Genomic DNA, 22,773 nt, shown 5'->3' with positions numbered 1-22,773 from the left:
CCGCCGCCGGGCCGCTTTGCATGGGGTTGTTTTCGATATTTTGGCAGCGCCCGCCCTGCAACGGCCCCCTTACCTCATATTGCCCTAGCCGCTCCCGCCCGGCTCCAGCGCCTCGCCGAGCTCGAGCGGATGCGCCATGGTCTCGTGTAGCGCGTCCTTGTCGAGCTCGCCTTCGGAGAGGCTGATCACGACGCAGGCGACGCCGTTGCCGATCAGGTTGGTCAGCGCGCGGCACTCACTCATGAACTTGTCGATGCCGACCAGGATGGCGATCGACTGGATCGGAATATCGGGCACGATCGACAGCGTCGCGGCGAGCGTGATGAAGCCGGCGCCGGTGACGCCGGAGGCGCCCTTCGAGGTGATCATGCGATGCCGAGGATGCCGAGCTCCTGCCAGATCGTCAGATGCGTGTTGGTGGCCTGCGCCAGGAACAACGTCGCCAGCGTCATGTAGATGTTGGTGCCGTCGAGATTGAAGCTGTAGCCGGTCGGCACCACGAGGCCGACCACCGAGCGCGAGGCGCCGAGATGCTCCATCTTCTGGATCATCTGCGGCAGCACCGTTTCCGACGACGAGGTGCCGAGCACGATCAGGAGCTCGTCCTTGATATAGGCGATGAAGCGGATGATCGAGAAACCCGCCAGCCGCGCAATCGCGCCGAGCACGATCAGCACGAACAGGATGCTGGTGAGGTAGAAGGTGGCGATCAGCGCCGCTAGGTTGACCAGCGAGCCGAGGCCGTAGGCGCCGACCGTGAAGGCCATCGCGCCGAACGCGCCGAGCGGCGCCACGCGGACGATCATGCGGATGATGCCGAAGAACATCTTCGACGCCTTGTCGATCGCCTCGGCGATCGGCTCGCCGGGCTTGCCCATCAAGGCGATGGCAAAGCCCGACAGGATCGAGATCAGCAGCACCTGCAAGAGGTCGCCGCGCGCGAGCGCGCCGAAGAACGAGTCGGGGATGATCGCCATCAGATGCGCGACGATGCCCTGCTCCTTCGCCTGGGTGACGTAAGTGGACACGGACTTCGGATCGATCGTGGCGGGATCGATGTTGAAGCCGCGGCCGGGCTGCAGCAGCTCGCCGATCAAGAGGCCGACCGCGAGCGCGACCGTCGACACCGCCTCGAAATAGATCAGCGCCTTCAGACCGACCCGGCCGACGCGCTTGAGATCGCCCATCGAGGAGATGCCGTGCACCACGGTGCAGAAGATCACCGGCGCGATCATCATCTTGATCAGCGCGATGAAGCCGTCGCCGAGCGGCTTCAACTCCTTGCCCAGACCGGGGTAGAAGTATCCGATCAAGACGCCCGCGACAATCGCGATCAGCACCTGGATATAGAGGATCTTGTACCAGGGCTGATGTTTGTGATGGACGGCGGGCTTGATCGCGTCTGTGGTCATGAGGTGCCCCGGGCTGGAAGTGAACTCAACTGGTGATGCCATCTTGGCGGAGCCGCGCGCAAGCGACAATGCCCATTCGCGTCGCCGCGAGCACACACGAATCTGTCATAGACTGCGGCCGGCCCGCACCCGGAGGCTGAGGATGGAATTCACCGCACTGTTTCTCGCCATCACCATCGCCATGCTGGTGGCCTGGCGTGGTCCGCGTCCCCTGGCGATCGGCTTGTTCGCCGTGATCCTGGTCGCCTGCGTCGCGACCTTGCTGCACCACGCCACCGACCGTCTCACTTTGTCGTTCTGAGGCCAGCGATGACCGACACCCAGGCCGTGACCCTGAATGCCCTCGCGCTTTATGGCCTCGCGCTGCTGCTGGCCGCAGCTTTTGCCGCGCAGCTGCTGCTGCACGAGCTGCCCTGCCCGCTGTGTTTGTTGCAGCGCATCCTTTTCGCCCTGTTGGCGATCGGGCCGATCCTGAACATCCGCTTCGGACCGCGTCCGAGCCATTATGCCCTGTCGCTGCTGACGGCTGTTCTCGGCGCCTCGGTCTCGACCCGGCAGGTGCTGCTGCACATCCTCCCCGGCGATGCCGGCTACGGCTCGGCGCTGCTCGGCTATCATTATTATACGTGGGCGCTGATCGGATTCATCGCGGCGATCGTCCTGCTCGCGGCCACGCTGCTGTTCGACCGCCAGTTCGACCACCGCACAGCACAAGTCACTGCGCCCGGCAAGTTCGCGCAAGGAGCGGTGTGGCTGGTGATCGGGCTGACGGCGCTGAACGTGGCCTCGCCCCTGCTCGAATGCGGCTTGCCGCCTGCGCCGACAATCCCGTCCTCTATGAGTTGCTGAAGTAGCCTGCTCAGGGACGCTTCGGAATATTCAACCCGCGTTCCACAGCCGGCCGCTTCAGACCGCGCTCGAGCCAGGCGGCGACGTTCTTGAACCGGTCGAATTCGATGAGCTCGCGCGCGCCATAGAAGCCGATCAGATTGCGCACCCAGCCGAGCATCGAGATGTCGGCGATGGTGTACTCATCGTCCATGAACCACTGCCGCCCGGCGAGATGCGTCTCCATTACGCCAAGCAGGCGCGCGGACTCCGCGACGTAGCGCTGCAACGGCCGCTTGTCCTCATAGTCCTTGCCGGCGAATTTGTGGAAGAAGCCGACCTGGCCGAACATCGGCCCGATGCCGCCGATCTGGAAATGCACCCACTGGATCGCCTGATAGCGGCGTGCGGCGTCCGCCGGCAGCAGCTTGCCGGTCTTCTCGGCGAGATATTGCAGGATGGCGCCGGACTCGAACAGCGGCAGCGGCTTGCCGCCGGGGCCGTTCGGATCGAGGATCGCCGGGATCTTGCCGTTCGGGTTCAGCGACAGGAACTCCGGTGTCTTCTGGTCGTCCTTGTTGAAGTCGACGAGATGCACCTCGTAGGGCAGTTCGATCTCCTCGAGCATGATCGAGACCTTCACGCCGTTCGGCGTCGGCAGCGAATAGAGTTGCAGGCGATCCGGATGCTGGGCGGGCCAGCGCTTCGTGATGGGAAAGGCTGTGAGGTCGGTCATGTCGGCATTCTTTGCATGGTTATTGTTGGACGGCTAATGTACGGAGCTCATTGAAAGCCGCAAGGTCTGCAACCGGCCATGGACGATCAACAGCACGATCAACAGACGAGTGCAACGCTCGGCCTTTCCGACGACGAACTCGCGACACATCCGACCGTGTTCGCGGCCGATGCGCTGGCCGGTCAGGTGGTCGTGGTGTCCGGCGGCGCCGGCGGCATCGGCCGCGCTATCGCATGGCTGTTCGCCCGGCTCGGCGCCCACGTCGTCGTGGTCGGCCGCAATGCCGACAAGCTCGATGCGCTGGTCGATCATCTCGGCCATCGCGGGCTTCAGGCATCCGCGCACGTCGCCGACATCAAGGATGCCGACGCGGTCAATGCGATGTTCGATGCATTGTGGGCTGCCCATGGCCGCGTCGATCATCTCGTCAACAGCGCCGGCGGCCAGTTCCCGCAGGCCGCCATCAATTTCTCGATCAAGGGCTGGAACGCGGTCATCAACACCAACCTCAACGGCACCTGGTACATGATGCAGGCCGCGGCACAACGCTGGCGCGACCGCAAACATCAAGGCAGCATCGTCAATGTCGTCGTGGTCACGACCCACGGCCTCTATGGCATCGCGCACACGATCGCGGCGCGCTCCGGTGTGATCGGCCTGTCGCGCGCGCTCGCGGTCGAATGGGCGCCGCTGAACATCCGCATCAATTGCATCGCCCCCGGCGCGATCGAGACCGAGGGCTGGAACGTCTACAGCGAGGCGGCGCGCGCCGCCTATCCGCGCTCGAACCCGATGATGCGCCCTGGCACGCCCTGGGACATCGCGGAAGCCGCCGTCTATCTCGCCGCGCCCTCGGGCAAGTTCATCACCGGCGAGACGCTGACCGTCGACGGCGGTGGCCAGCATTGGGGCGAGACCTGGACCACCGGCAAGCCGGACTATTTCAAAGGCGGCGATTGACCACCTCGGTCGTCCCAGCGAAAGCCAGGACGACGCGGGGCAATGGTCCGCTCGACCATGATCATCTCCCGTCGTCGAAGCTGACGATGACGGCGGCGTTCGCGATCAGGATCGGATCGTTGCCGAGATCGGACGGAATCTCGAGCCCGCCCGCGATCGCCTTCACGGTCTTGGTGCCATAGGGCAGTTCCTTGGCGACGGCTTCGGTATCGACATCTTCGGGATTAGGCACGGCGATCGTGACGTCGACGAACATGTCGTTGGCGGTCTTGCCGAGCATGCGGAAGAAGCCGAGGCTGGAATGACGGATCGCATCCGACACTGCCCGCTTGGCGGCCTTGGTGGCGTCGCGGCCGTGCACGTCGACGCCCATGCCCATTTCGGTGATACAGCGCACGCGTGTCATGAAACTTTCCTGTTGTCGTTGGCGTGAGAGACTGATCACTCCTTCGCCCTCTGCGTCCGCGCCGTCAAGCCGGGTCCGTAGCCTCGCTTACGGCGCTGTGATCGCCGCGCGCGAGCAGCCATGCCGCGAGACCGGCAAGGATCGCCGCAGCAGCCACCATGACGCTGGCCGCGCCCCAGCCCCAGGCCGAGACGACGGCGCCGACCGCGATCGGTCCGCAGACCTGGCCGAAATTGCTGCCGGTCATCAACAGCCCCATCATGACCGGCACCATCGCCGCCGAACGCGCCGCCGCCGGTGCGGTTGCGAGCAGCGTCGCCGGGATCAGGCCGCCGACAGCCGAGAACAGCAGGCACAGCCAAAATGAGCCCCACCCGCCGAGCAACGGCAGGAAGATCCCGAGTGCAGAGACGCCCATGACCAATGCCGCCACGGCGATCAGCACATTGCGGTTGACGCCGCGCGCCAGCAGATTGCCGGCAGCAAGATTGCCGACCACGTTGGCCGCCGCCGCCAGAGAACTGAGACCGCCTGCGGCTTGACCGGAGACGCCGAGCCGCTCGGTCAACAGGATCGGCAGGAAGCTGAACAGCGCAAAGAACATCAGGCTGTATAGCGCAAACAGCACCATGAGAAGCGCCGGAGTGCGCCGCTGCGCCAGCGCAATGGCTTCCTGCATCAGCCCGCTGCGCGCCGCGCCAGTCCGCGATGCCACCTCAGGCACGGTGATGCCGGCGAGGACGAACAGCACGGCGGCAAAGCCGGCGCTGGCCCACCAGATCGCGCGCCAGCCGTCGAACATCGGGCCGGCCAGCAGCGCCAGCGCGATCCCGAACGGCATCACGCAGCTCCACACCGCCATGGTGACGTTGCGCGCGCTGACATCCACGACACGATCGAGCAATGCGGGCGCGGCCACCATCACCAGCAGGAAGCCGAGCCCTTCCAGCAGCCGCGATGCCAGCAACACCGCAAGTGACGGCGCGAGCGCGCCCGACGCCGCGCCGAGCGTGATGGCCGCAAGGCCGCACAGCAACACCCTGCGCGCGCCGACCGCGGCGATCACGACGCCGGCCGGCACGCTGCCGACGAGCCCCAGCACCGCGAAGATGCCGGCGACCGTTCCGACCGCGGCGAGGTCGATGCCGAGGTTTTGCTGCAGCATCGCCGCGGCGATCGGCACCTTGCCGACCTGCAATGCGGCACCGATCCCGCAGCCCATCACGATGGCGACCGTCGCCCATCGCTTGGCATCGCTCTGCGGCGCCACGGCCGTCTCGATCGTCATGCGTGCACTCCGTCCCAGGCTCAAGTCATCACAAATAGCGTTTCCAGGCCATCGAAAGGAGTGATATGTTTTGCATCCAGTCGATCGATCTCATAGATCATGCTCGATAACCTCACGCTCGATCAGATCCGCGTCTTCGTCGCCATCGCCGACAGCGGCAGCTTTCGCGCCGCCGCGACCAGGCTGGCGCGGGTGCAGTCCGCGGTCAGCCACGCCATCGCCAACCTCGAGGCCGAGCTCGCCTCGCGCTGTTCGACCGCTCCAGCCATCGCCCGGCGCTGACGGCCGAAGGCAAGGCGCTGCTCGGCAATGCGCGCGACCTCCTGCTCCGCGTCGATGCGATGCGGGCGCGGGCCCACGGCCTTGGCGACGGGGTGGAGTCGGAACTCGCACTCGTCGTCGACACGCTGTTTCCAATCGCCGCCGTCGGCGCAGCGCTGACGGAGATGCGCACGGCCTATCCATCCGTCAGCGTGCGGCTCGCGGTCGAACCGATGGGCGGTCCGATCGCAGCCCTCACCGAGCGGCGCAGCGCGCTCGCCGTCACCGTCGGCGAAGATTTCCGCGACCCCCGCCTCGCGCTCGACGCGATCTGCTCCGTGCAGATCATCGCCGTCGCCTCCGCAAGCCATCCGCTCGCGCGCCGTGGCCGCAAGAGCGTCGCCGACCTCGCCGATCATCTGCAGATCGTGCTGTCGGACCCGACGCCGCTGTCGGAAGGCCGCAACTTCGGCGTGCTCTCGCCGCAAATCTGCCGGGTCAGCAATCAGGACACCAAGCACGCCATGATCCTGGCCGGGCTCGGCTGGGGCCGGCTGCCGCTGTGGCAAGTGGCGCGCGACTTGAACGAACGCCGCCTGGTGCGGATCGAGACCGGCGCACTTGGTCGCAACGCCGCGCTTGCGATGGAGGCCTATCTCGCGCACCGGCTCGACGAGCCGCTCGGCCCCGCTGCACACGCGTTCGCAGATGCGCTGACGCGGATCGCTGCGCACGGCAGCAAGCCGGCGAGCAAGACGAAGACGCACAAGCGGCGCTGAATTCTTCTGTCGCTATCATTTCGATTGTTGACATCGACATCGACGAGGCGTATGTCCCGCAACCTTCGCGAGCACCATCGCTCGCGATCAAACATGAGCCAGATGATGCACTACGGATTTGAAAGATTCCGCCAACTGTCGAACGGCCTGCGGCCGATCGACAGCGTGTGCCCGGCTCATGGGAGCGACCTCGCATAGCGCGAGGTCGACAGTCCGCAATCAATGTGGACCCTCCCGAGCCAGCTGCTCCGGAGGGTTTTTTGTTGTCCGCAGCAAGGCTCACCTGAACTGCCCGGCGCAAGCCGGAACGGGAGACCCGGATCCCGGGGCTCGCGCGGAGACGCGCGTGCCCAAGCGCGCGGGGCCTGCCGGAGGGAACGAGGCGATGAGCCGGATACCGATGGCAGAGCGAACTCCGAGGAGTTCGCAATATGCGGCGCGTCGACTGTGCCGCGACGAAACTTTTTCAAAACGGTTTGCCGCATCACCGCGGCTCAACCGACGCTGGTGGTGAAGATGTCGGATACTTCGCTCCACCGGAAAGAGCGGGTTCGAATCCCGCCTGTGACACACGCACCGGGATGTGGCTTGGCAAAGGTCCGCGTGCGGCCCGGCGCAGTCTCTCGTCCGCAAGGCGAGCGGCTGTGTTGTCGTCACTGACACCGATATCGCCAGTTCCCCAGCGTACCTATCAACGGCCGGCGCAGTTGCGTCGGTCAGGCGGTGGTGAAGATGTCTGTTACTTCGTGGTAAGGCGCTACGGCGCCGAGCGGGTTCGAGGCCCGCACGCCGAAAGGCGGTTCGCCCGCAAGGGCAGCAACAGCATCGCTTGTTCCCCGCCGACCCCTTCCACGCCCCGTGGTGAAGATCGCTGTTACATCGTCTCTGAAACGAGAGGTCGCGGGTTCGAATCCCGCCCGGTGTCATGTGCACCGGTAGCTCAGCGGATAGAGCGCTACCCGGCCGGCCTTGGCTGGCCGTGGTCTCAGCAATCGCCTGTTCCCGGGTCGTGGTCCGTCAATGCCGGTGGTGAAGAGCGCTGTTACTTCGGTGTCGGAGGTTCGAATCCTCCCGAACGAAAGTTCGTAGCTCAGTGGTAGAGCACGTAAGCCCTTCGGTGGGCGGTCCAGCCTCGCGAGTTCCCCGGCACCACCTTCCAATCCATACTCACCCAGAAAGGAGGCCATCATGGCCACGATCAACAAGATCATGCGCGCCTTCACCCGTGAGGGTGCGCGCGGCAAGCGCTTCACGCCCGAGATGGAATTGCGGCGCGCGCTGCTGAACTGCCTCCTGTGGGAGAGCCAGTTCTACGAGGACGGGGTTGCGATCGCCGATCGCATCAAGGCGCTGGTGCCGCTGGTCGCGCCCGAGCGCACGGCCGAACTCGCCATCGCTGCGCGCGAGACCATGAAGCTGCGGCACGCGCCGCTGCTCGTGGTTCGCGAGATGGCGCGGCATCCGGCCCATCGCGCCCTCGTCGCCGATACGCTGGCGCGGGTGATCCAGCGGCCGGACGAGATGACCGAGCTGCTTGCGATCTATTGGGCGGATGCGCTCGGCCCTCAGCAGCAGCGCAAGCGTCAGCCCGTCTCGGCGCAGATCAAGAAGGGCCTGGCGCGGGCGCTGACCAAGTTCGACGCCTACCAGCTCGCGAAGTACGATCGCGACGGCGCGGTGCGGATCAAGGACGTGCTGTTCCTGGTCCACGCCAAGCCGAAGGACACCGCGCAGGAGAAGGTGTGGAAGCAGCTCGTCGACGGCGAGCTGGCCTCGCCCGACACCTGGGAGGTTTCGCTGTCGTCCGGCAAGGACAAGCGTGAGACCTTCGAGCGGCTGATCGCCGAGAACCGGCTCGGCGGGCTGGCGCTGCTCCGCAACCTGCGCCTGATGCAGAAGGCGGAGGTGCCGCGCCGGACCATCGCGGAGGCGATCGACGCGATGCGGACCGACCGCATCCTGCCCTACCGCTTCATCACGGCGGCGCGCTATGCGCCGGACTTCGAGCCGGAGCTCGAGGCAGCGATGCTGAAGTCGGTCAAGGACTACGCGCGGCTCGACGGCCGCACGCGGCTCCTGATCGACGTGTCGGGATCGATGTTCTCGCCGCTCTCGGCCCAATCCGAGATGACGCGGGCGGAGGCGGCCTGCGGGCTTGCGATTCTCGCCCGCGAGTCTGCGACGAGGTGGAGATCTTCACGTTCAGCAATGAGGTCGTGAAGCTGCCGCCGCGCCGCGGCTTCGCGCTGCGCGATGCGATCATCGGCGCGCAGCCGCATGGCGGGACGTATCTCGGCAAGGCGGTGACGCAGATCGACCGCAAGGGCGATCGCCTGATCGTCTTAACCGACGAGCAGAGCCACGACCAGGTGCCCGCCCCGAAGGGACGTGGCTACATGGTCAACGTGGCGTCCTACCAGCACGGCGTCGGACACGGCCCGTGGACCCGGGTCGACGGCTTCTCCGAGGCCGTCATCGCCTGGATCGCAGCGTCGGAACAGACGATGCACTGACGCCTGCTCGACAACAATGGGCCCGGACGCGCATGCGCCCGGGCCTTTCTTTTTTGGTGCGACGGACGAGCGAGCGATCGTCCGCCCACTCTTCAATCCTCGATCCCGCCGCTGCGGATCGCGAGCCTGATGGCTTGCGCCGTCGTCGCGACGCCGAGCCTGAGCCGCGCACGCCGCAAATGGTTCTCGACCGTCCGCTCCGACAGCCCGAGCGATGCCGCGGCATCGGGCAACGAAGCCTACGTACGCTGTACGCTTGCAGCGACCAGATTCGTGCGGCGACGCGAGAGGTCGCGAAGGGCTAATGAGCGACACTGCGCGCTCGCCGATCTGGGTGAACGCACCCTCGTCACGGTTTGGGTGGGTAAGCCGGGTTCACGGCGACATTGTGAAAGGACGCGACCCACCAGCCGTCCGCCCGCCGCACCAAAACTTGTTGCAGCCGCGAGTGTAACGCACCGTCGATAAACGTAACGCCGGGGGGCGGACGCTGAACGCCCGTCACGACCGTCAAGATATCGACGATTGCAACGTCTGGCTTGACCAACGCGATGTGCTCGATCTGCAGACGATTGCTACTACCCTTGTAAATGGTCGAGAATATTCGCTCATGTTGGCGACAAATGGCGCTTTGCCGACTGAGAACATACCAAAGATGTTGGTGAATGAAATATCGGGCAGCGCGCGATCACAGAACGCCTCCGCATTGCCCTTATCCCAAGCGGCAGCCTGAGCGGCCACAAGGGTGGCGATCTCAGATCCCGTTTCTTCGCTAACGGTTAGATTTTCGGCCATGGCCGGCTCCTCGACGAAAATCACCAGCAGGAATGCGATAAGCTCCAACCAGCGCGATCGCATCGCTTGTCCCTCCGTAAGGCTCGCTCCAAGAATTGCCTAACTCCGGGACGAGTGCAATGTGAGAGGCGCTTGGTGCATCTCACCGGCAACAGAGTGCTCTCAACGAGCGCAACGCCAGTCCCATCTATCTCTGTATTCCCCTTCAGCCGCGGCCTACCCCTGCTTCTGCACCACCGTGATGTGCAGACGGCGGCGGATTTCCATGCCCTGGCGGCGATAGAGCGCGATCGCCGAGACGTTGCCGGTGAAGACGTGCAGGAACGGAATTTCGCCGCGCGCCACGATCTGGCGGCCGACCGCCGATAGCAGCGCCTGCGCGTAGCCGCGGCCGCGGTGATCCGGATGCACGCAGACGGCGGTCATCTCGGTATAATTCCCCGGCTTCATCCGCTCCCCGGTCATCGCGACCAGCTCGCCGCCAACGCGAATGCCGAAGAAGTTGCCGAGCTCATGGGTCCGCGCGCTGAACGGTCCAGGCTTGGTCAGTTCCGTCAGCGCCATCATCGCCGGAACGTCGGCTACGCCGAGCCTGGCGATCTCGACGTCGGGCAGAGAAAAGTCCGCCGGCGTGCCGATCATCTGCTCGCCGGTCTCGGCCAGCAGCACCTTGAACTCCGGCGGCACGGCGACCGGATCAGGCGTGAACAGCACCGCAATCTCCGGGCCCGACAGCAGCGCGCCGAGCGCAGCAAAGCTCTCTGGCGACATGTCGGCCATGTCCGCGAAGGGTGCGATCGCGACCGGAAAGCGCCGGGCATTGGTGCTGACTTCGGCAAGGTCGCGCTGTCGTGTGGTCAGCGCGCTCCAGATCGGGCGATCGAGTGGATGAATAGGCGGGACTTCAGACATGCGGCGCTTCGCTCCCTGTTTTCTGAGAGCAGAGCAAGAAGCGCCGGCAAAATCCAGCAGGCCGTGAGGTCGTTGCGGCTGACAATCACGCCAGCGCGAGGTGATATCTGCGTGCGGAACCGAACCTCGCGCCACTTTCAGGCAGAGCTCGCTGCCGCCCTTGAGCGGCAGCGTTACTCCTTGCCTGCGACTATCGTCATTGCTGCAGGATTTCAGCGGCAGCGCGGTCGAGGATTTTCGCGATGCGGCGCGCCTCGGCGGCATCGCAGCCGCGCTTCTGGCGCAGCGCGCTCTTCAGCGCGTGACGGGCGCGGTGCACATCGTCGGACGCTCCGCCATCGAGATCGCTGACGCCGGCGAAGGCTTCGCGCACATCCTCCATGCGGCGGCCGATCCGCGACAGCGCTTCGAGAATGGTGTCGGCGGTGGCGCGGTTCTCGGCGAGATGCGCCTTGCCCTGCTCGGTGATGCTGTAGAGCTTGCGCGCCGCGTCCTGGGTGACGCTGGCGTGCCCGGTGTCCTCGAGGAAGGTCAGCGCCGGATAGATCACGCCCGGGCTCGGGCTGTAGAAGCCGTCCGACCGCTCCTCGATCTTCTTGATCAACTCGTAGCCGTGCGCCGGCTGCTCGCCGAGCAGCGCCAGGATCACGAGTTGCAGGTCCTGCGACGACAGCCGCCGCGATCCCGGAAAGTCGCCGCCGCCACCTCGCCCGAAGAAGCCATGGCCGCCGCGGCCGAAGCGATGGCCGCCCCTGCCGTGTCGGGACATGAAGAAGCCAAATCCGAAGCCCTCGTGGTCCCGGTCGCGAAACATCGATCGTCTCATTTTCTGATTCCTTACTGAAAACATATCTTACGATATATCTACAGATGAAACAGCGGCAACCCACGTTTTCGTGAGGCAGCGGGACCGGAGCCAGCCCGGCACCGCCGCCCTCACCGGGCTTGTCGACCGTCGCGCGGCTGGCTTATGGCTTTGAGCCCTCACAGCCCTTCCGACACATGCGCCCCAAATCCTTCGAAGCCCATTGCCTGCGTCTGCCCGCCGCCACCAAGGTGGTGCAATGGGAGGGCACGTCGGTGTTCAAGGTCGGCGGCAAGATGTTCGCGCTGGCCGGCGGCTACATCGAGAGCACCGGCGGCTTCATGTTCAAGACCTCGAATATGGCCTATCAGCTCTTGATCGAGCAGGGCCTGGCGCGGCCCGCACCCTATCTGGCGCGCGCCACATGGGTGCAGCTGGTTGACAACGACGCCCTGCCCGACGCCGAGCTCAAGGCCTATCTCGATCAGGCGCATGCACTGATCGCCGCGAAACTGGCGCGCAAATCGCGCAAGGCGCTCGGGCTCGATTGACAGGCAGAGCCGCAGCGCGGCTGAGGGGTGACGGATTTATGCTCGTCATTGCGAGCGAAGCGAAGCAATCCATCGCGCGGCACACGCGGAAGCATGGATTGCTTCGTCGCTATCGCTCCTCGCAATGACGGGCTGAATAGATTTAGAGGCTCTCAGCCGCCCAGCGGCTTGTCGGAATCGCCGGACAGCAATTTCGGAAACAGCTCCTTGAAGGCGAACTTGTCGTCGCCCTTGGCGCGCTCGAAGCGCAGCACGACGTCGAACCGGTCGCCCTCCCATTTGGTGGGCGGCTTGCCCTTGCTGACCGGGATCAGCGGCAGGATATCGGAGATGATCGCCTTGTGCTCCCAGCACAGCAGCACGACGCCCTTCAGCGCCAGCACGGCCTTCATCAACGCCGGCTCGTCACCCTTGCCGAAGCTTTGGTTGGGTGTCAGCTCGCGGCGCGCGGCCAGCGCCGAGATCGTCTCGGCCGGACGGCTCGACGGCGGCTGATTAGGCGTGGTGCCTGGCGTCGCGGCATAGATCGCATCGGGCTTGGCATAGTCGCCGACGGTGAGATCGGTGCCAAATAATGCGGTCCACGCGCCGGCGCGCTGCCAGCCGCGCAGCACGAGCGACTCGGTATCGGACACACCGTCCACGGTGAAGCCGGGTCCCGGCCAGGACTCGCCTGGTTTCTCGGCATGACGGATGATGAAGAGCGTGAGCGCGTCCATGGCAGCCTCGCTGAAACGTTGCATGATTGGAGCACAATTCGGGCAGGTTGATCCTATCCCCGATCACGCGTCTGCTTCATGAACGGCGTCACAATTTGCGAAAACTCGACCGGTACTGCGCAGGCGATACGCCGAGCCGCTCGGTGAACACGATGCGCATCCGGTCCGCCGAACCGAAGCCGCAGTCGAAGGCAACCGCCTTCAGCGCCCGGTCCGAGCCCTCGAGCAGCCGGCGTGCGGCGTCGACCCGCGCCCGCTCGACGAATTCGTGCGGCGTGATGCCGGTCTCCTGCGCGAAGGCACGGCCGAAATTGCGCACGCTCATGCCGATCGCATCGGCCAGCGATTGCAGCGTGTGGCGCTCGCCGACATGCTGCATGACATGCGCCTGGGCGCGCGCAATCGGCGAGTCCTCGTCGACCGGCGCGGTGAGATAGGGGCTGAACTGCGACTGCCCGCCCTGGCGTTGCGCCACCACGACCAGCCGCTTGGCCACCGCGACCGCGACCTGCGGCCCATGACGCTCGGCGACCAGCGCGAGCCCGAGATCGATGCCCGCGGTCACGCCGGCGGAGGTCATCAGTCTGCCGTCCCGAATATAGATCCGGTCGAAGATCACCTCGGCAGCCGGAAAGCACGCCGCCAGAAGCTGCGCGTTCTGCCAATGCGTCGTCACCTTGTGGCCGTCGAGCAACCCGGCGTGGCCGAGTGCAAACGCGCCGGTGCAGATCGAACCATAGAGTTCGGCGCGCTCGGGCTCCGCGCAGCCAACGCGTGAGATCAGGATCAGGCGCGGCGTCGGGCAATTCGGGCCCACCGGCGACGAGCAGAATGTCGAACTTCTCCGTTGCTTCTTCGAAACTAAGGTCGGCGGAGATCCTCATGCCGTTTGACGCGCGCAGCGGTTCGCGGCTGGCGCCGACCAGCACGGTCTCATAGCCATCGCCACCAGCGACAAAGCCGTTGGTCTCCGCGAACACGTCGACCGGGCCTGCGACGTCGAGCGCCTGAACCCCTTCGTGAATCGCGATCGCGACCTTCTGAACCGCCATAGCTTCTCCCCGCCCCGCTGGCGCGAAACGACGCCTTGTTGGCCCGATCCGGCGGCGCGCGATCGTTGCGGGATCGGACCGAACCGGGCGACAACGACGCTACGGATCACACGATCATGCGATCCGAAACACATCGCAGAGATGAGCGCCGGCGCCGCGCGTGTCCGCACGCCACGGCATCGTCTTGCCATATCGAGGAGCGTCTTGAAATGACCGAGATCATCGCCGGCATCCGCGTACCCGACAGCGCCATGGCGCGCGCCGCGACCCAGCTGGTGCGCGATACCGAGGACGATTTGCTCTACAATCACAGCCGTCGCGTGTTCTTCTGGGGCGCGCTGACCGGCAACCGCCGCAAGCTGCAATTCGATCCCGAGCTGCTCTATATCGGCGCCATGTTCCACGACATGGGCCTCACCGCTGATCATGCGAGCCCCGATTTGCGTTTCGAGGTCGACGGCGCCAACGCCGCGCGCGACTTCCTCAAAGGCTATGGCGTGCCGGAGCGCGACATCGAGGACGTCTGGGCGTCAATCGCGCTGCACACCACGCCCGGCATTCCCGAGCACATGCGTCCGACCATCGCGCTGGTCACCGCCGGCGTCGAGATGGACGTGCTCGGCATCGCCTATGACGATTTCTCGCACGAGCACCGCGACCATGTCTGCGCGCACCATCCGCGCGAAGCGAACTTCAAGGAGAACATCATCGATCACTTCGCCAGCGGCACCATCAAGAAGCCGCTGACCACCTTCGGCAACGTCAAGGCCGACGTGCTGGCGCTGAAGGACATGAACTACACGCGCACAAATTTCTGCTCGATCATCCTCGGGTCGAAATGGCCGACCTGACGCGATGTCACTTGCGGTTGGCCGGACCGTGGTCCGGCCCGGGATCGCGGCCGGCCGCCGCGAGCGAGAGCCGGTCCATATAGTGCGCCCACCCCCTGGCATGGCTGGCGCACTGCTCGGCATTCGGCAGGCCACTGTGGATCATTCGCAGCAGCGTGCCGCTGTCCTTGCCGATCAGGTCGATCTCGATCAGGCTCGATCCCGGCGGCACTTCGGCGCCACCTTCCCAGCCGAAGCTGTAGGCAAGACGATGCACCGGCACGACCTCGCGGAACGCACCGCGCGCGGCGCGGCCGCGATCATCACCGAGGCCCTTGAGCAGATAGAGCCCGCCGGGATGCAGCTCGGTTTCGGCCTCGAGCCCCATCCAGCTCACGATCTTCTGTGGATCGGTCAGGAATGCAAACACGGTGGCGGGCGGGGCTGCGATCTGGATCTCGCGTTGAACGATGAAGGCTTCAGTCATCGATCCATTCTCCATTGCCGGTGGGTGTTCGGGGATAATTCGTGACAAGGGTGGCGCATCAACCCCATGATGGAGTGATGCAATTGTCCTCGACACTGAGCTGGCTGGTCGACGCCGCGGCCGAGACCGCGGGCGCCAACCGGTTGCTGGCGGACCTCGGAAGCTACCTTATCACAGATGGCCTGCCGCTTGCCGGTGGCGCCCTGACGCTGGAAGTTCCGCACCCGCTGATCGCAAGGCGCACCTGGCTGTGGCGTGCCGAGAATGGCGAGGTCATCGAAGCGCTCGGCTTCGCGCCGGAACAACCCTTTGCAATGCCCGAACTGGTCGGGTCCAGCGATGCCGGCCGGCGCTGGCTCGGCGCGCTCGCGCCCGGCCCGATCCACGAGGACACGATTGGAACGCGGCCGGACGGCCCGACCCTTGGCTGGATCGGGACGCGCACCTTCACACCTGCCGAGGCGGTTCGATTGCGCGAGGCGGCGCGCTTCATGGCCGCGCCGCTTGCCACACTTGCCGCGCGCGCGACATTGACCGCTGCGCTGGAGGCCTATCTCGGCCGGCGCAGCGCAGCGCGCGTCCTGTCAGCGCCGTTGCGGCGCAACACCGGCGAAACCATCCGCGCGGCGCTGCTGTTTGCCGACCTGCGCGGCTTCACCGCGCTCTCCGAAAGCCATCCGCCCGCCGAGGTGATCGCAGCACTCGATGCCTGGTTCGACCGCATCGCCGGTGCGATCCACGCTTTCGGTGGCGAGGTGCTGAAGTTCATCGGTGACGGCCTGCTCGCGATCTTTCCGGTCACGACGAACGCGCGCAACGCATGCGAGGCGGCCTTGCGCGCGGTGTCGGCGGCGCGCGTCGGCATGGCGCATCTTGATGCCGAGCGGCGCAGCCGCGGTTTGCCGCCGCTGGCGTTCGGCGCGGCGCTGCATCTCGGCGAGGTGCATTGGGGCAATATCGGCGCCGCCGATCGCCTCGACTTCACCGCGATCGGCGCCGCGGTCAATCTGGTCAGCCGGCTCGAAGGCTTGTGCAAGCCGCTGGAGCAGACCATTCTGGTTTCGGGCGCGCTCGCCGCCGAGACCGAGACGCCGCTGGTCGCGCTCGGCACCCATGAGCTGCGCGGCATCGTGCGGCCCTGCGCGGTCTTTACCCTGCCGGAGCCATGAGCCGGTCATCGGAACAGGCGCAACCACGGCGCCAAATGAAATGCGCTCATCAGCGCGTACATCGGGACCATCCCCTGCAATGACAACGGTCCCTGCATGGCGCCGCAGATCATGTCGGCGGGCGCCAGCGCAGCCACCAGCGCCATCACAGCGAAGGTCGGCGCCGCCGCCAGCGACAGCCAGCGCGCGGCGATGGCACCACGGCCGCCAAACCGGCCCTTCAACCAATCCTCTTGTGTTTCGATTCCGGTCATCATTCGATCTCACTGGAGATGATCCATGTCGTCATGTGCTAGGTTAGGACCGGGCCTCGGAGGGCGAGAGTGACAAGTGTGTCGGGATTCGAATGGACTCGCTGATTACGGCTGCGGCGCGCGCGCTCGCGGCGGGTGATCCCCTCGGCGCACTGAAACGGGTGGCCCTGCGCGACGATGCGCCGGCGCTGGCGCTGCGCGGCATCGCGATGGCCCGGCTCGGCGATTTCGCCCGGGCCAAGGAGCTATTGCGGCGCGCGGGCCGAGCCTTCGGTCCGCGAGAAGCCATCGCGCGGGCGCGCTGCGTGGTGGCCGAGGCCGAGATCGCGCTGGTGTCGCGCGACCTGTCCTTTCCCAGCAAGAGCCTTGCCGCGGCGCGCGCAACGCTCGCGGCGCGCGGCGATGCGCTCAACGCCGCGCACGCCGGTTATCTCGAGATCCGCCGCCTGCTCTTGATCGGGAGCCTCGATGCGGCCGAGCGCATGCTGGATGGCCTCGATCCGGCGCCCTTTCCGCCGGCACTGCGCGTCGGCCATGAACTGGTCGTCGCCGGGATCGCGATGCGGCGACTGCGAACGCAGCCGGCACGCGAAGCGCTGGCACGGGCAAGGGATGCAGCACGGCGCGCCCGCATCGCCGCGCTTGCGGCCGAGGTCGAGAGTACCGCTCACCTGCTCGCGACGCCCGCGGCACGCCTAATCGCACGCGGCAGCGAGCGGCCGCTGCTGCTCGAGGAGGTCGAGGCGCTGATGGCGTCGAAGGCACTTGTCGTCGATGCCTGCCGCTATGTCGTGCGCGACGCCCGTACCACGGTGTCACTGACGCGGCGGCCGGTGCTGTTCGCGCTCGCCCGGGCGCTGGGGGAAGCCTGGCCGCAGGACGTGTCGCGGGGCACGCTGATCGCACGCGCCTTTCGCGGCAAGCACGCCGATGAATCGCACCGCGCGCGGCTGCGGGTCGAGATCGGGCGGCTGCGCCGGGCCTTGCAGCCGCTCGCCGATCTCAACGCGACGCCTGACGGCTTCGTGCTGGAGCCGCATGGCCGCCGCGAGGTCACCGTGCTGGCGCTGCCGGTCGAGGAAGAACACGCGGCGGTGCTGGCCTTCCTCGCCGACGGCGAGGCCTGGTCGAGCTCGGCGCTGTCGGTCGCGCTCGGCGCAAGCCAGCGCACCGTGCAGCGCGCGCTCGATGCGCTGGCGGCCACCGGCAAGGTGCAATCGGTCGGCCGCGCCCGGGCGCGGCGCTGGATGACGCCTCCGGTGCCGGGATTCACGACGACGTTGTTACTCCCTGCCCCGCTGCCGAACGGCTAGCATCGGGCGGCAATCAGAGCGTTTTCGAGCGAAGTGGATACCGGTTCGCGTGAAGAAAGCGCGTCAAACAGGAACCTGGAGCGCTGCATGAAGAAGTCCGAAGCCGAGATCATCCGGGAATATGCCTTCGAAGGCGTCGAGAGCGTCGGCGGCGTCAGCTTCGACGGCGAGCAGGTCTGGTTCGCGGCCGGCGGCCAGCTGGTCGCCTTCGATCCCGACAGCGGCATCACCACCCGCACCCTCGACATCGCGGCCCATGCCGGCACCGCCTTCGACGGCAAGCACCTCTACCAGATCGCCGAGGACCGCATCCTGAAGATCGAGCCGAACAGCGGACGCGTGGTGTCGACGATCCCCTCGCCCGGCGGCGGCCGCGACTCCGGCCTCGCCTGGGCGGAAGGCTCGCTGTGGGTCGGCCAGTATCGCGATCGCACCATCGTGCAGGTCGATCCGGAAACCGGCAAGGTCATTCGTACCATCGAAAGCAACCGGTTCGTCACCGGCGTCTCCTGGGTCGATGGCGAACTCTGGCACGGCACCTGGGAAGAGGACCAGAGCGACGTCAGGCGCATCGATCCGCAGACCGGCGAAGTCATGGAACGGTTGGAGATGCCGAAGGGCACGTTCGTCTCCGGGCTCGAGTCCGACGGCAAGGACCGGTTCTTCTGCGGCAGCGGCTCGACCAACAACAAGGTGCGCGCCATCCGGCGGCCGAAGCGCAGCCGCGCGTGATGGCGACTACTTGCTGGCAAGGGATAGAATAGAGCGAATGATCTGGCGCTTTTCGTCCGACAACTCGGCGAGCTGTGTCTCGTCGAGATACCCTTCTCGAATGAAGCGCGCAAAAACAAAAGGCAGCTGCGAGTACCGATAGTCGAACATCTGATCGAGGTCCCGCTTTCGTTGGCTCAGATAGTCGCCAACGTCCCACATGTCCGACGGTGTCGCCGCCGCGCTGGCCCGCCGCTTGAATTCGACCATTAGCCTGGCCAGGGCGCACTGCACCGCTGAATCATAGGCCGCACGCGCTATCTTCTTCTCGGCTGGAGACCATTGCAGATCATAGTGCATAGTCGGCTCTCATGGAGGGGCACTGCGATGACTGTCCATGATGCCACAACGTGATCGCCTTCGGCCGGCATCCGACAAGAATAATATGTCGGATCAGGAGACAGGTTGCGAATCTCACGCCGCGCCGGCACCGCGGTGGGCCGCGCCGTCGCCATCGGCCGGAACGTCATCATGATCAGGAACGCGCCGAGGCCTGTGGCCCAGGAGCCGACATAGAGCCACGTGTAGCTCGCGAAGGTATCGTAGATCAGGCCGCCGGCCAGAGGTCCGGTCGCCATGCCGAGGCTGCCGGCCATGGCGGTGCCACCTATCACGGTGCCCATCATCCGCAACGGGAAATTCTCGCGGATCAGCACGGAATACAGCGGCATGGTGCCGGCATAGATGAAGCCGAAGACCGCCGCGACCGCGTAGAATGCAGCAAGCTCACGCACGAAGACGTAGCCGAGCGCGCCGAATGCCTGCGCCAACAGGCCCAGCACCAGCACGCGCTTGGCGCCGAAGCGGTCGCCGAGCAGCCCGAAAGCGATGCGGCCGCCCATGCCGGCGAGCCCTTCCACGCTGTAAATCGTCACCGCAGCGACCATCGGAATGCCGCAGGTAACGGCGTAGCTCACCGTGTGGATGATCGGGCCCGAATGGGTGGCGCAGCAGAAGAAATTGGTCGCGATCAGGATAATGAATTGCGGCGAGCGCAGCGCCTGCCCCAGCGACATCGCCGGCTCCCCGTTCGCGGTCGCCGCTGCAGCGTGGTCACCCCTTAGCGCAGGCGGGCGGCGCACCAGGAACGAGACCGGGATCATGATCGCGCCGACGACGCTTGAGACGATCAGCATCGCGGTCCGCCAGTCATGGTGGGAAATCAGCCAGGCCGCCAGCGGCGACATCGTCATCGGCGCCATGCCCATGCCGGCCGACACCAGCGAGACGGCGATGCTGCGATGGGTATCGAACCAGCCGGTGACGCAGGCCATCATCGGGGCGAAGATCGCAGCCGTCGCGGCGCCGACCAGCACGCCGAACATGAACTGAAATGCCAGCAACGATGGGGCCTGGCTTGCCAGCGCAAGGCTCGCCGCCAGCACGATCGATCCGGTCAGCACCACCGGGAGCGGCCCGAAGCGGTCGGACAACGTGCCCCAGATCATGCTGGTGAAGGCCATCGCCAGGAAGCCGATCGTCATGGCGCTGGAGATGCCGGTCACCGACCAGCCGGTCTCCCGCGCCATCGGCTGCAGGAACACCGGCAGCGAGAACATGCCGCCAATCGCGACGCAGCCGAGCAGGCCACCGGCCGCGACGATCACCCAGCGATAGGTCGAATTGCTCATTCCGGAACTCCCATGCAGCTCGTTCTGGATGGAAGACGAACGGACCGGACTGGAACCGACACCGAAGGCCGTTCAAGCTCACACTTTTTTGAGCCTGGCAGTGTCCGGCGCCCACGCGACGGGAGGGGTTCCTTTTTGCTCGCCGCCGTGTTTCCTCTATCGCGGGAGAACAGGGATGCAGGGATCGCTGGGAGAGAAGATCGGCGATGGGCTTTTCGCTGACGTCTACGCCTGGGCGCCCGGTCAGGTCGTCAAGCTGTCCAAGCCAGGTATCCCGCAATGGGTGGTCCAGCACGAGACGCGAATGACTCGCGCGGTCTTCGCCGCCGGCGGCCCGGCGCCGGAGGTGCTCGGCGAAGTCGCCCTGGACGGGCGCTTCGGCATCGTGCTGCCCCGGTTCGATGGACCGACCCTGCTGCAGGCTACGCGCACTGGCGCCGTCACCCGTGAACAAGCGGGCGCAATTCTTGCGACGCTCTGCCATGCCGTTCACAAGACGCGACCGCCGCCGGACGCACTTTCGCTGCGCGAGGCGATGGCCGCCAGGTTGCGGTTCGGCGGCAGCGTGCTGCCGGAGCGCATCACCACCGGCGTCCTCGCGCTGATCGAGCACCTCGCACCCGATGACGTGCTGTGCCATTCCGATCTTCACCCCGGCAACGTGATCATGACGGCGCAGGGCCCGAGATTGATCGACTGGATCGGCGCGGCTCGTGCACCCGCCGCCTACGAGATTGCGCAGTGCCATGTCCTGATTGCCGAGCTTGACCCGGAACACGCCGACGATCCGGGGCGGGCCACGGTCAATTCGGTTCTGCAGGCAGAGTATGCGCGGCTGACCGGCACAACCCCTGCGGCGCTGACGACGTCGATGCAGCCCTATTTGCCGATCGTCCGCGTATTCCTTCTGCTCGGCGGGGCCAAGCCTGAGATGCGGGAGCGGCTGATCCAGCGCGTCGAGGCGGCCCTGCGCGCGGAAGGCTGAATTGTTTGGTCGCGCGCGAGCCGGAGTGGCCTATCGAAGCGAGCCGCCAGTGTCGATTTTGGGTGACGAGGCGATATCCCCAACGTCAGGTCGTGCGGTTATCAGTACGCGCCCCGGCCTCCAGTCAACGGCCCGCCAGACTGCATCCGGGCTGCGGTGTGATCTGGCCGAGCGCACGGACCTGGACGAGTTCCGTCCCCTGCGTCACGGCGATGAACATGTTCATCGCCGTGTGATGATTCTGGCCGAGCGTCACTGGGCCGGTCGGCGACGGAATGGTGAGGCCCGCCATTGCGTCGATGATGGCCTCCTTGTCGAGCTTGCCGGCCTTCTCGGCCGCGGCTTTCAGCGCGATCAACGTGTTGTAGTGAGTCATCACATAGTTCGACACGGCAACGCCCGGCTCCGCGGCGGCGCGAGCCTTTGCGACGAATGCCTTGACCGAGGGGTCGTCGCTCGCCGCGACCGCCGGCACCACCGTCACCATGTTCTGGCCCTTGCCGCGGAAGATGCCGAGATCGACCTCCGACAATCCAAGGAACGCGACGGTGATGTCCTTCAGCAAACCGGCATCGTCGGCCTGGCGGATGAAGTCCATCCCGTCGCCCTTCAGCGCGAACAGCAGCACCTTGGCTTTGCTCGCCGCGACCTCCTTGATCAGCGGTGAGAAGTCGGTCTCCGTCCCCAGCGTGTATTTCGTCCCGACCACCCTGCCGCCAAGCTTCTCGATCAAGGGCTGCGCGATGTCGAACATCTGGTGCGGCCAGACCCGGTCGGCGCCGAGCAGGAAATAAGTGTTGCCGAAGCTCTGCGTCATGTAGGGCAGCAGCTGGCCAAGCTCCTGGTTCGGCACCGCGCCGAACGAAAACAGATAGCGGCTGCATTTGCCGCCCTCGTAATTGGTGGCGTAGAGCAGCGGCGTCTTCGAGCTCTCGGCAAGCGGCACCAGTGCATTCAGGTTGCGCGAGGTGATCGGACCGACCACGGCCAGCACACCATCCTTTTCGACCAGCGAACGCATCGCGTCGGCGGCCGGCTCCGGCCGCGTCTTGTCATCGGCATAGATCACCTCGACAGGCCGTCCGAGAATACCGCCCGCCGCGTTGATATCCTTCGCGGCGAGATCGAGCCCGAGCCTGGCCTGCCGGCCGTAGAGCTCGACGCCACCGGAAAACGGCAGCACCGCGCCGATACGAATAGGTCCCCCGGCGTCTGCCGCGCGCGACGGCTGAAGCACTGCGCCGCCGAACAGCAGCGCGAGCGTCATGCAGATGATCGAGCGTAAGGCCATGTGCGTCGTCCCCTTCAAGCAGGAT

The 22,773-nt window shown here is 65.8% G+C and carries 24 protein-coding genes, 1 tRNA gene and 3 pseudogenes; 13 read left to right on the top strand and 15 right to left on the bottom strand.

Going from position 1 to position 22,773, the window contains the following annotated elements; translation table 11 throughout:
- Positions 1-84: 84 nt before the first annotated feature.
- Positions 85-1,412, bottom strand: a pseudogene (locus AKN84_RS01680) (dicarboxylate/amino acid:cation symporter).
- Positions 1,413-1,554: 142 nt separating this feature from the next.
- Between AKN84_RS01680 and AKN84_RS47940 the strand changes: the two are divergent.
- Entirely contained in the window at positions 1,555-1,713 is a 159-nt protein-coding gene (locus AKN84_RS47940; RefSeq protein ID WP_021080068.1) for a DUF5993 family protein, read from the top strand.
- A gap of 8 nt (positions 1,714-1,721) precedes the next feature.
- Entirely contained in the window at positions 1,722-2,261 is a 540-nt protein-coding gene (locus AKN84_RS01675; protein WP_244484882.1) for a disulfide bond formation protein B, read from the top strand.
- Between the two features lie 10 nt (positions 2,262-2,271).
- On the opposite strand, the gene AKN84_RS01670 is transcribed toward AKN84_RS01675, so the two are convergent.
- A complete protein-coding gene (locus tag AKN84_RS01670; protein WP_050419026.1) occupies positions 2,272-2,976 on the bottom strand; it encodes a glutathione S-transferase family protein in 705 nt (234 codons plus the stop codon).
- A 78-nt stretch (positions 2,977-3,054) separates the two neighbouring features.
- On the opposite strand from AKN84_RS01670, the gene AKN84_RS01665 reads away from it, so the two are divergent.
- Entirely contained in the window at positions 3,055-3,936 is an 882-nt protein-coding gene (locus tag AKN84_RS01665; RefSeq protein WP_050419025.1) for an SDR family oxidoreductase, read from the top strand.
- Between the two features lie 61 nt (positions 3,937-3,997).
- Here the strand turns inward: AKN84_RS01665 and AKN84_RS01660 are convergent, their stop codons facing one another.
- Together AKN84_RS01660 and AKN84_RS01655 are read right to left on the bottom strand one after the other, a co-directional pair.
- Positions 3,998-4,342 carry a Lin0512 family protein gene (locus AKN84_RS01660; RefSeq protein ID WP_050419024.1) on the bottom strand — a complete coding sequence of 115 codons (345 nt, stop codon included), beginning with the start codon at positions 4,340-4,342 and terminating at the stop codon, positions 3,998-4,000.
- A 64-nt stretch (positions 4,343-4,406) separates the two neighbouring features.
- Positions 4,407-5,630, bottom strand: coding sequence for an MFS transporter (locus tag AKN84_RS01655; protein ID WP_050419023.1), 1,224 nt, complete (start codon positions 5,628-5,630; stop codon positions 4,407-4,409).
- 99 nt (positions 5,631-5,729) lie between these two features.
- On the opposite strand from AKN84_RS01655, the pseudogene AKN84_RS01650 reads away from it, so the two are divergent.
- The 4 genes and pseudogenes from AKN84_RS01650 (at position 5,730) to AKN84_RS48685 (ending at position 9,183) form a co-directional block, all read left to right on the top strand.
- A pseudogene (locus AKN84_RS01650) lies at positions 5,730-6,670 on the top strand (LysR family transcriptional regulator).
- 932 nt (positions 6,671-7,602) lie between these two features.
- Positions 7,603-7,750, top strand: a tRNA-OTHER gene (locus tag AKN84_RS47135).
- Between the two features lie 108 nt (positions 7,751-7,858).
- Positions 7,859-8,890, top strand: a complete 1,032-nt coding sequence (locus AKN84_RS01640; protein ID WP_244484881.1) for a TROVE domain-containing protein — start codon at positions 7,859-7,861, stop codon at positions 8,888-8,890.
- The gene (locus tag AKN84_RS48685) at positions 8,857-9,183 is read left to right on the top strand and encodes a hypothetical protein (protein ID WP_244484880.1); all 327 of its coding nucleotides are present in this window, start codon (positions 8,857-8,859) and stop codon (positions 9,181-9,183) included. The genes AKN84_RS01640 and AKN84_RS48685 overlap by 34 nt, the downstream gene beginning before the upstream one ends.
- A 92-nt stretch (positions 9,184-9,275) precedes the next feature.
- On the opposite strand, the gene AKN84_RS44420 is transcribed toward AKN84_RS48685, so the two are convergent.
- The 4 genes from AKN84_RS44420 to AKN84_RS01625 form a co-directional block, all read right to left on the bottom strand.
- The gene (locus AKN84_RS44420; RefSeq protein ID WP_244484879.1) at positions 9,276-9,416 is read right to left on the bottom strand and encodes a LuxR C-terminal-related transcriptional regulator; all 141 of its coding nucleotides are present in this window, start codon (positions 9,414-9,416) and stop codon (positions 9,276-9,278) included.
- 277 nt (positions 9,417-9,693) lie between these two features.
- Positions 9,694-10,041, bottom strand: coding sequence for a hypothetical protein (locus AKN84_RS01635; RefSeq protein WP_050419022.1), 348 nt, complete (start codon positions 10,039-10,041; stop codon positions 9,694-9,696).
- Positions 10,042-10,194: 153 nt separating this feature from the next.
- A complete protein-coding gene (locus AKN84_RS01630; protein ID WP_050419021.1) occupies positions 10,195-10,890 on the bottom strand; it encodes a GNAT family N-acetyltransferase in 696 nt (231 codons plus the stop codon).
- Positions 10,891-11,086: 196 nt separating this feature from the next.
- Positions 11,087-11,704: a PadR family transcriptional regulator gene (locus AKN84_RS01625; protein ID WP_050419020.1), complete on the bottom strand. Its 618-nt coding sequence runs from the start codon at positions 11,702-11,704 to the stop codon at positions 11,087-11,089.
- A 188-nt stretch (positions 11,705-11,892) separates the two neighbouring features.
- Here AKN84_RS01625 and AKN84_RS01620 point away from each other — a divergent pair, with 188 nt between their 5' ends.
- Complete coding sequence (locus AKN84_RS01620; protein WP_050419019.1) at positions 11,893-12,246, top strand: MmcQ/YjbR family DNA-binding protein; 354 nt, start codon at positions 11,893-11,895, stop codon at positions 12,244-12,246.
- A 152-nt stretch (positions 12,247-12,398) separates the two neighbouring features.
- Here AKN84_RS01620 and AKN84_RS01615 read toward each other — a convergent pair whose 3' ends face one another.
- Both AKN84_RS01615 and AKN84_RS01610 read right to left on the bottom strand, forming a co-directional pair.
- Entirely contained in the window at positions 12,399-12,965 is a 567-nt protein-coding gene (locus AKN84_RS01615) for a hypothetical protein (protein WP_050419018.1), read from the bottom strand.
- Positions 12,966-13,053: 88 nt separating this feature from the next.
- A pseudogene (locus AKN84_RS01610) lies at positions 13,054-14,017 on the bottom strand (GlxA family transcriptional regulator).
- A 209-nt stretch (positions 14,018-14,226) separates the two neighbouring features.
- Between AKN84_RS01610 and AKN84_RS01605 the strand changes: the two are divergent.
- Complete coding sequence (locus AKN84_RS01605) at positions 14,227-14,868, top strand: HD domain-containing protein (RefSeq protein ID WP_050419017.1); 642 nt, start codon at positions 14,227-14,229, stop codon at positions 14,866-14,868.
- Between the two features lie 7 nt (positions 14,869-14,875).
- On the opposite strand, the gene AKN84_RS01600 is transcribed toward AKN84_RS01605, so the two are convergent.
- A complete protein-coding gene (locus AKN84_RS01600) occupies positions 14,876-15,334 on the bottom strand; it encodes an SRPBCC family protein (RefSeq protein WP_050419082.1) in 459 nt (152 codons plus the stop codon).
- 77 nt (positions 15,335-15,411) lie between these two features.
- Here AKN84_RS01600 and AKN84_RS01595 point away from each other — a divergent pair, with 77 nt between their 5' ends.
- A complete protein-coding gene (locus AKN84_RS01595) occupies positions 15,412-16,503 on the top strand; it encodes an adenylate/guanylate cyclase domain-containing protein (protein WP_050419016.1) in 1,092 nt (363 codons plus the stop codon).
- A 5-nt stretch (positions 16,504-16,508) separates the two neighbouring features.
- Here AKN84_RS01595 and AKN84_RS01590 read toward each other — a convergent pair whose 3' ends face one another.
- The gene (locus AKN84_RS01590) at positions 16,509-16,757 is read right to left on the bottom strand and encodes a hypothetical protein (RefSeq protein ID WP_244484878.1); all 249 of its coding nucleotides are present in this window, start codon (positions 16,755-16,757) and stop codon (positions 16,509-16,511) included.
- Between the two features lie 92 nt (positions 16,758-16,849).
- Between AKN84_RS01590 and AKN84_RS01585 the strand changes: the two genes are divergently transcribed.
- Positions 16,850-18,070, top strand: a complete 1,221-nt coding sequence (locus tag AKN84_RS01585; protein WP_050419015.1) for a DNA-binding protein — start codon at positions 16,850-16,852, stop codon at positions 18,068-18,070.
- A gap of 87 nt (positions 18,071-18,157) precedes the next feature.
- Positions 18,158-18,802, top strand: a complete 645-nt coding sequence (locus AKN84_RS01580) for a Vgb family protein (protein ID WP_050419014.1) — start codon at positions 18,158-18,160, stop codon at positions 18,800-18,802.
- A 6-nt stretch (positions 18,803-18,808) separates the two neighbouring features.
- Here AKN84_RS01580 and AKN84_RS01575 read toward each other — a convergent pair whose 3' ends face one another.
- Both AKN84_RS01575 and AKN84_RS01570 read right to left on the bottom strand, forming a co-directional pair.
- A complete protein-coding gene (locus AKN84_RS01575) occupies positions 18,809-19,141 on the bottom strand; it encodes a hypothetical protein (protein WP_050419080.1) in 333 nt (110 codons plus the stop codon).
- A complete protein-coding gene (locus AKN84_RS01570; RefSeq protein ID WP_244484877.1) occupies positions 19,099-20,472 on the bottom strand; it encodes an MFS transporter in 1,374 nt (457 codons plus the stop codon). The genes AKN84_RS01575 and AKN84_RS01570 overlap by 43 nt, the downstream gene beginning before the upstream one ends.
- 175 nt (positions 20,473-20,647) lie before the next feature.
- On the opposite strand from AKN84_RS01570, the gene AKN84_RS01565 reads away from it, so the two are divergent.
- Complete coding sequence (locus AKN84_RS01565; protein ID WP_050419013.1) at positions 20,648-21,457, top strand: aminoglycoside phosphotransferase family protein; 810 nt, start codon at positions 20,648-20,650, stop codon at positions 21,455-21,457.
- Positions 21,458-21,581: 124 nt separating this feature from the next.
- On the opposite strand, the gene AKN84_RS01560 is transcribed toward AKN84_RS01565, so the two are convergent.
- Positions 21,582-22,748, bottom strand: a complete 1,167-nt coding sequence (locus AKN84_RS01560; RefSeq protein ID WP_050419012.1) for a substrate-binding protein — start codon at positions 22,746-22,748, stop codon at positions 21,582-21,584.
- Positions 22,749-22,773: the final 25 nt, after the last annotated feature.

It is taken from the genome of Bradyrhizobium tropiciagri (assembly GCF_001189845.1).
GTDB lineage: Bacteria > Pseudomonadota > Alphaproteobacteria > Rhizobiales > Xanthobacteraceae > Bradyrhizobium > Bradyrhizobium tropiciagri.
The sequence above is the reverse complement of the archived record's forward strand: the minus strand, read 5'-3'. Positions and strand labels throughout refer to the sequence as shown.

What these genes read in the sequence shown, in the direction of transcription:
- AKN84_RS47940 (WP_021080068.1), top strand. Translation starts at nt 1,555, where the DNA reads ATGGAATTCACCGCACTGTTTCTCGCCATCACCATCGCCATGCTGGTG.
- AKN84_RS01675 (WP_244484882.1), top strand. Translation starts at nt 1,722, where the DNA reads ATGACCGACACCCAGGCCGTGACCCTGAATGCCCTCGCGCTTTATGGC.
- AKN84_RS01670 (WP_050419026.1), bottom strand. Translation starts at nt 2,976, where the DNA reads ATGACCGACCTCACAGCCTTTCCCATCACGAAGCGCTGGCCCGCCCAG.
- AKN84_RS01665 (WP_050419025.1), top strand. Translation starts at nt 3,055, where the DNA reads ATGGACGATCAACAGCACGATCAACAGACGAGTGCAACGCTCGGCCTT.
- AKN84_RS01660 (WP_050419024.1), bottom strand. Translation starts at nt 4,342, where the DNA reads ATGACACGCGTGCGCTGTATCACCGAAATGGGCATGGGCGTCGACGTG.
- AKN84_RS01655 (WP_050419023.1), bottom strand. Translation starts at nt 5,630, where the DNA reads ATGACGATCGAGACGGCCGTGGCGCCGCAGAGCGATGCCAAGCGATGG.
- AKN84_RS01640 (WP_244484881.1), top strand. Translation starts at nt 7,859, where the DNA reads ATGGCCACGATCAACAAGATCATGCGCGCCTTCACCCGTGAGGGTGCG.
- AKN84_RS01635 (WP_050419022.1), bottom strand. Translation starts at nt 10,041, where the DNA reads ATGCGATCGCGCTGGTTGGAGCTTATCGCATTCCTGCTGGTGATTTTC.
- AKN84_RS01630 (WP_050419021.1), bottom strand. Translation starts at nt 10,890, where the DNA reads ATGTCTGAAGTCCCGCCTATTCATCCACTCGATCGCCCGATCTGGAGC.
- AKN84_RS01625 (WP_050419020.1), bottom strand. Translation starts at nt 11,704, where the DNA reads ATGTTTCGCGACCGGGACCACGAGGGCTTCGGATTTGGCTTCTTCATG.
- AKN84_RS01620 (WP_050419019.1), top strand. Translation starts at nt 11,893, where the DNA reads ATGCGCCCCAAATCCTTCGAAGCCCATTGCCTGCGTCTGCCCGCCGCC.
- AKN84_RS01615 (WP_050419018.1), bottom strand. Translation starts at nt 12,965, where the DNA reads ATGGACGCGCTCACGCTCTTCATCATCCGTCATGCCGAGAAACCAGGC.
- AKN84_RS01605 (WP_050419017.1), top strand. Translation starts at nt 14,227, where the DNA reads ATGACCGAGATCATCGCCGGCATCCGCGTACCCGACAGCGCCATGGCG.
- AKN84_RS01600 (WP_050419082.1), bottom strand. Translation starts at nt 15,334, where the DNA reads ATGACTGAAGCCTTCATCGTTCAACGCGAGATCCAGATCGCAGCCCCG.
- AKN84_RS01595 (WP_050419016.1), top strand. Translation starts at nt 15,412, where the DNA reads ATGCAATTGTCCTCGACACTGAGCTGGCTGGTCGACGCCGCGGCCGAG.
- AKN84_RS01590 (WP_244484878.1), bottom strand. Translation starts at nt 16,757, where the DNA reads ATGACCGGAATCGAAACACAAGAGGATTGGTTGAAGGGCCGGTTTGGC.
- AKN84_RS01585 (WP_050419015.1), top strand. Translation starts at nt 16,850, where the DNA reads ATGGACTCGCTGATTACGGCTGCGGCGCGCGCGCTCGCGGCGGGTGAT.
- AKN84_RS01580 (WP_050419014.1), top strand. Translation starts at nt 18,158, where the DNA reads ATGAAGAAGTCCGAAGCCGAGATCATCCGGGAATATGCCTTCGAAGGC.
- AKN84_RS01575 (WP_050419080.1), bottom strand. Translation starts at nt 19,141, where the DNA reads ATGCACTATGATCTGCAATGGTCTCCAGCCGAGAAGAAGATAGCGCGT.
- AKN84_RS01570 (WP_244484877.1), bottom strand. Translation starts at nt 20,472, where the DNA reads ATGAGCAATTCGACCTATCGCTGGGTGATCGTCGCGGCCGGTGGCCTG.
- AKN84_RS01565 (WP_050419013.1), top strand. Translation starts at nt 20,648, where the DNA reads ATGCAGGGATCGCTGGGAGAGAAGATCGGCGATGGGCTTTTCGCTGAC.
- AKN84_RS01560 (WP_050419012.1), bottom strand. Translation starts at nt 22,748, where the DNA reads ATGGCCTTACGCTCGATCATCTGCATGACGCTCGCGCTGCTGTTCGGC.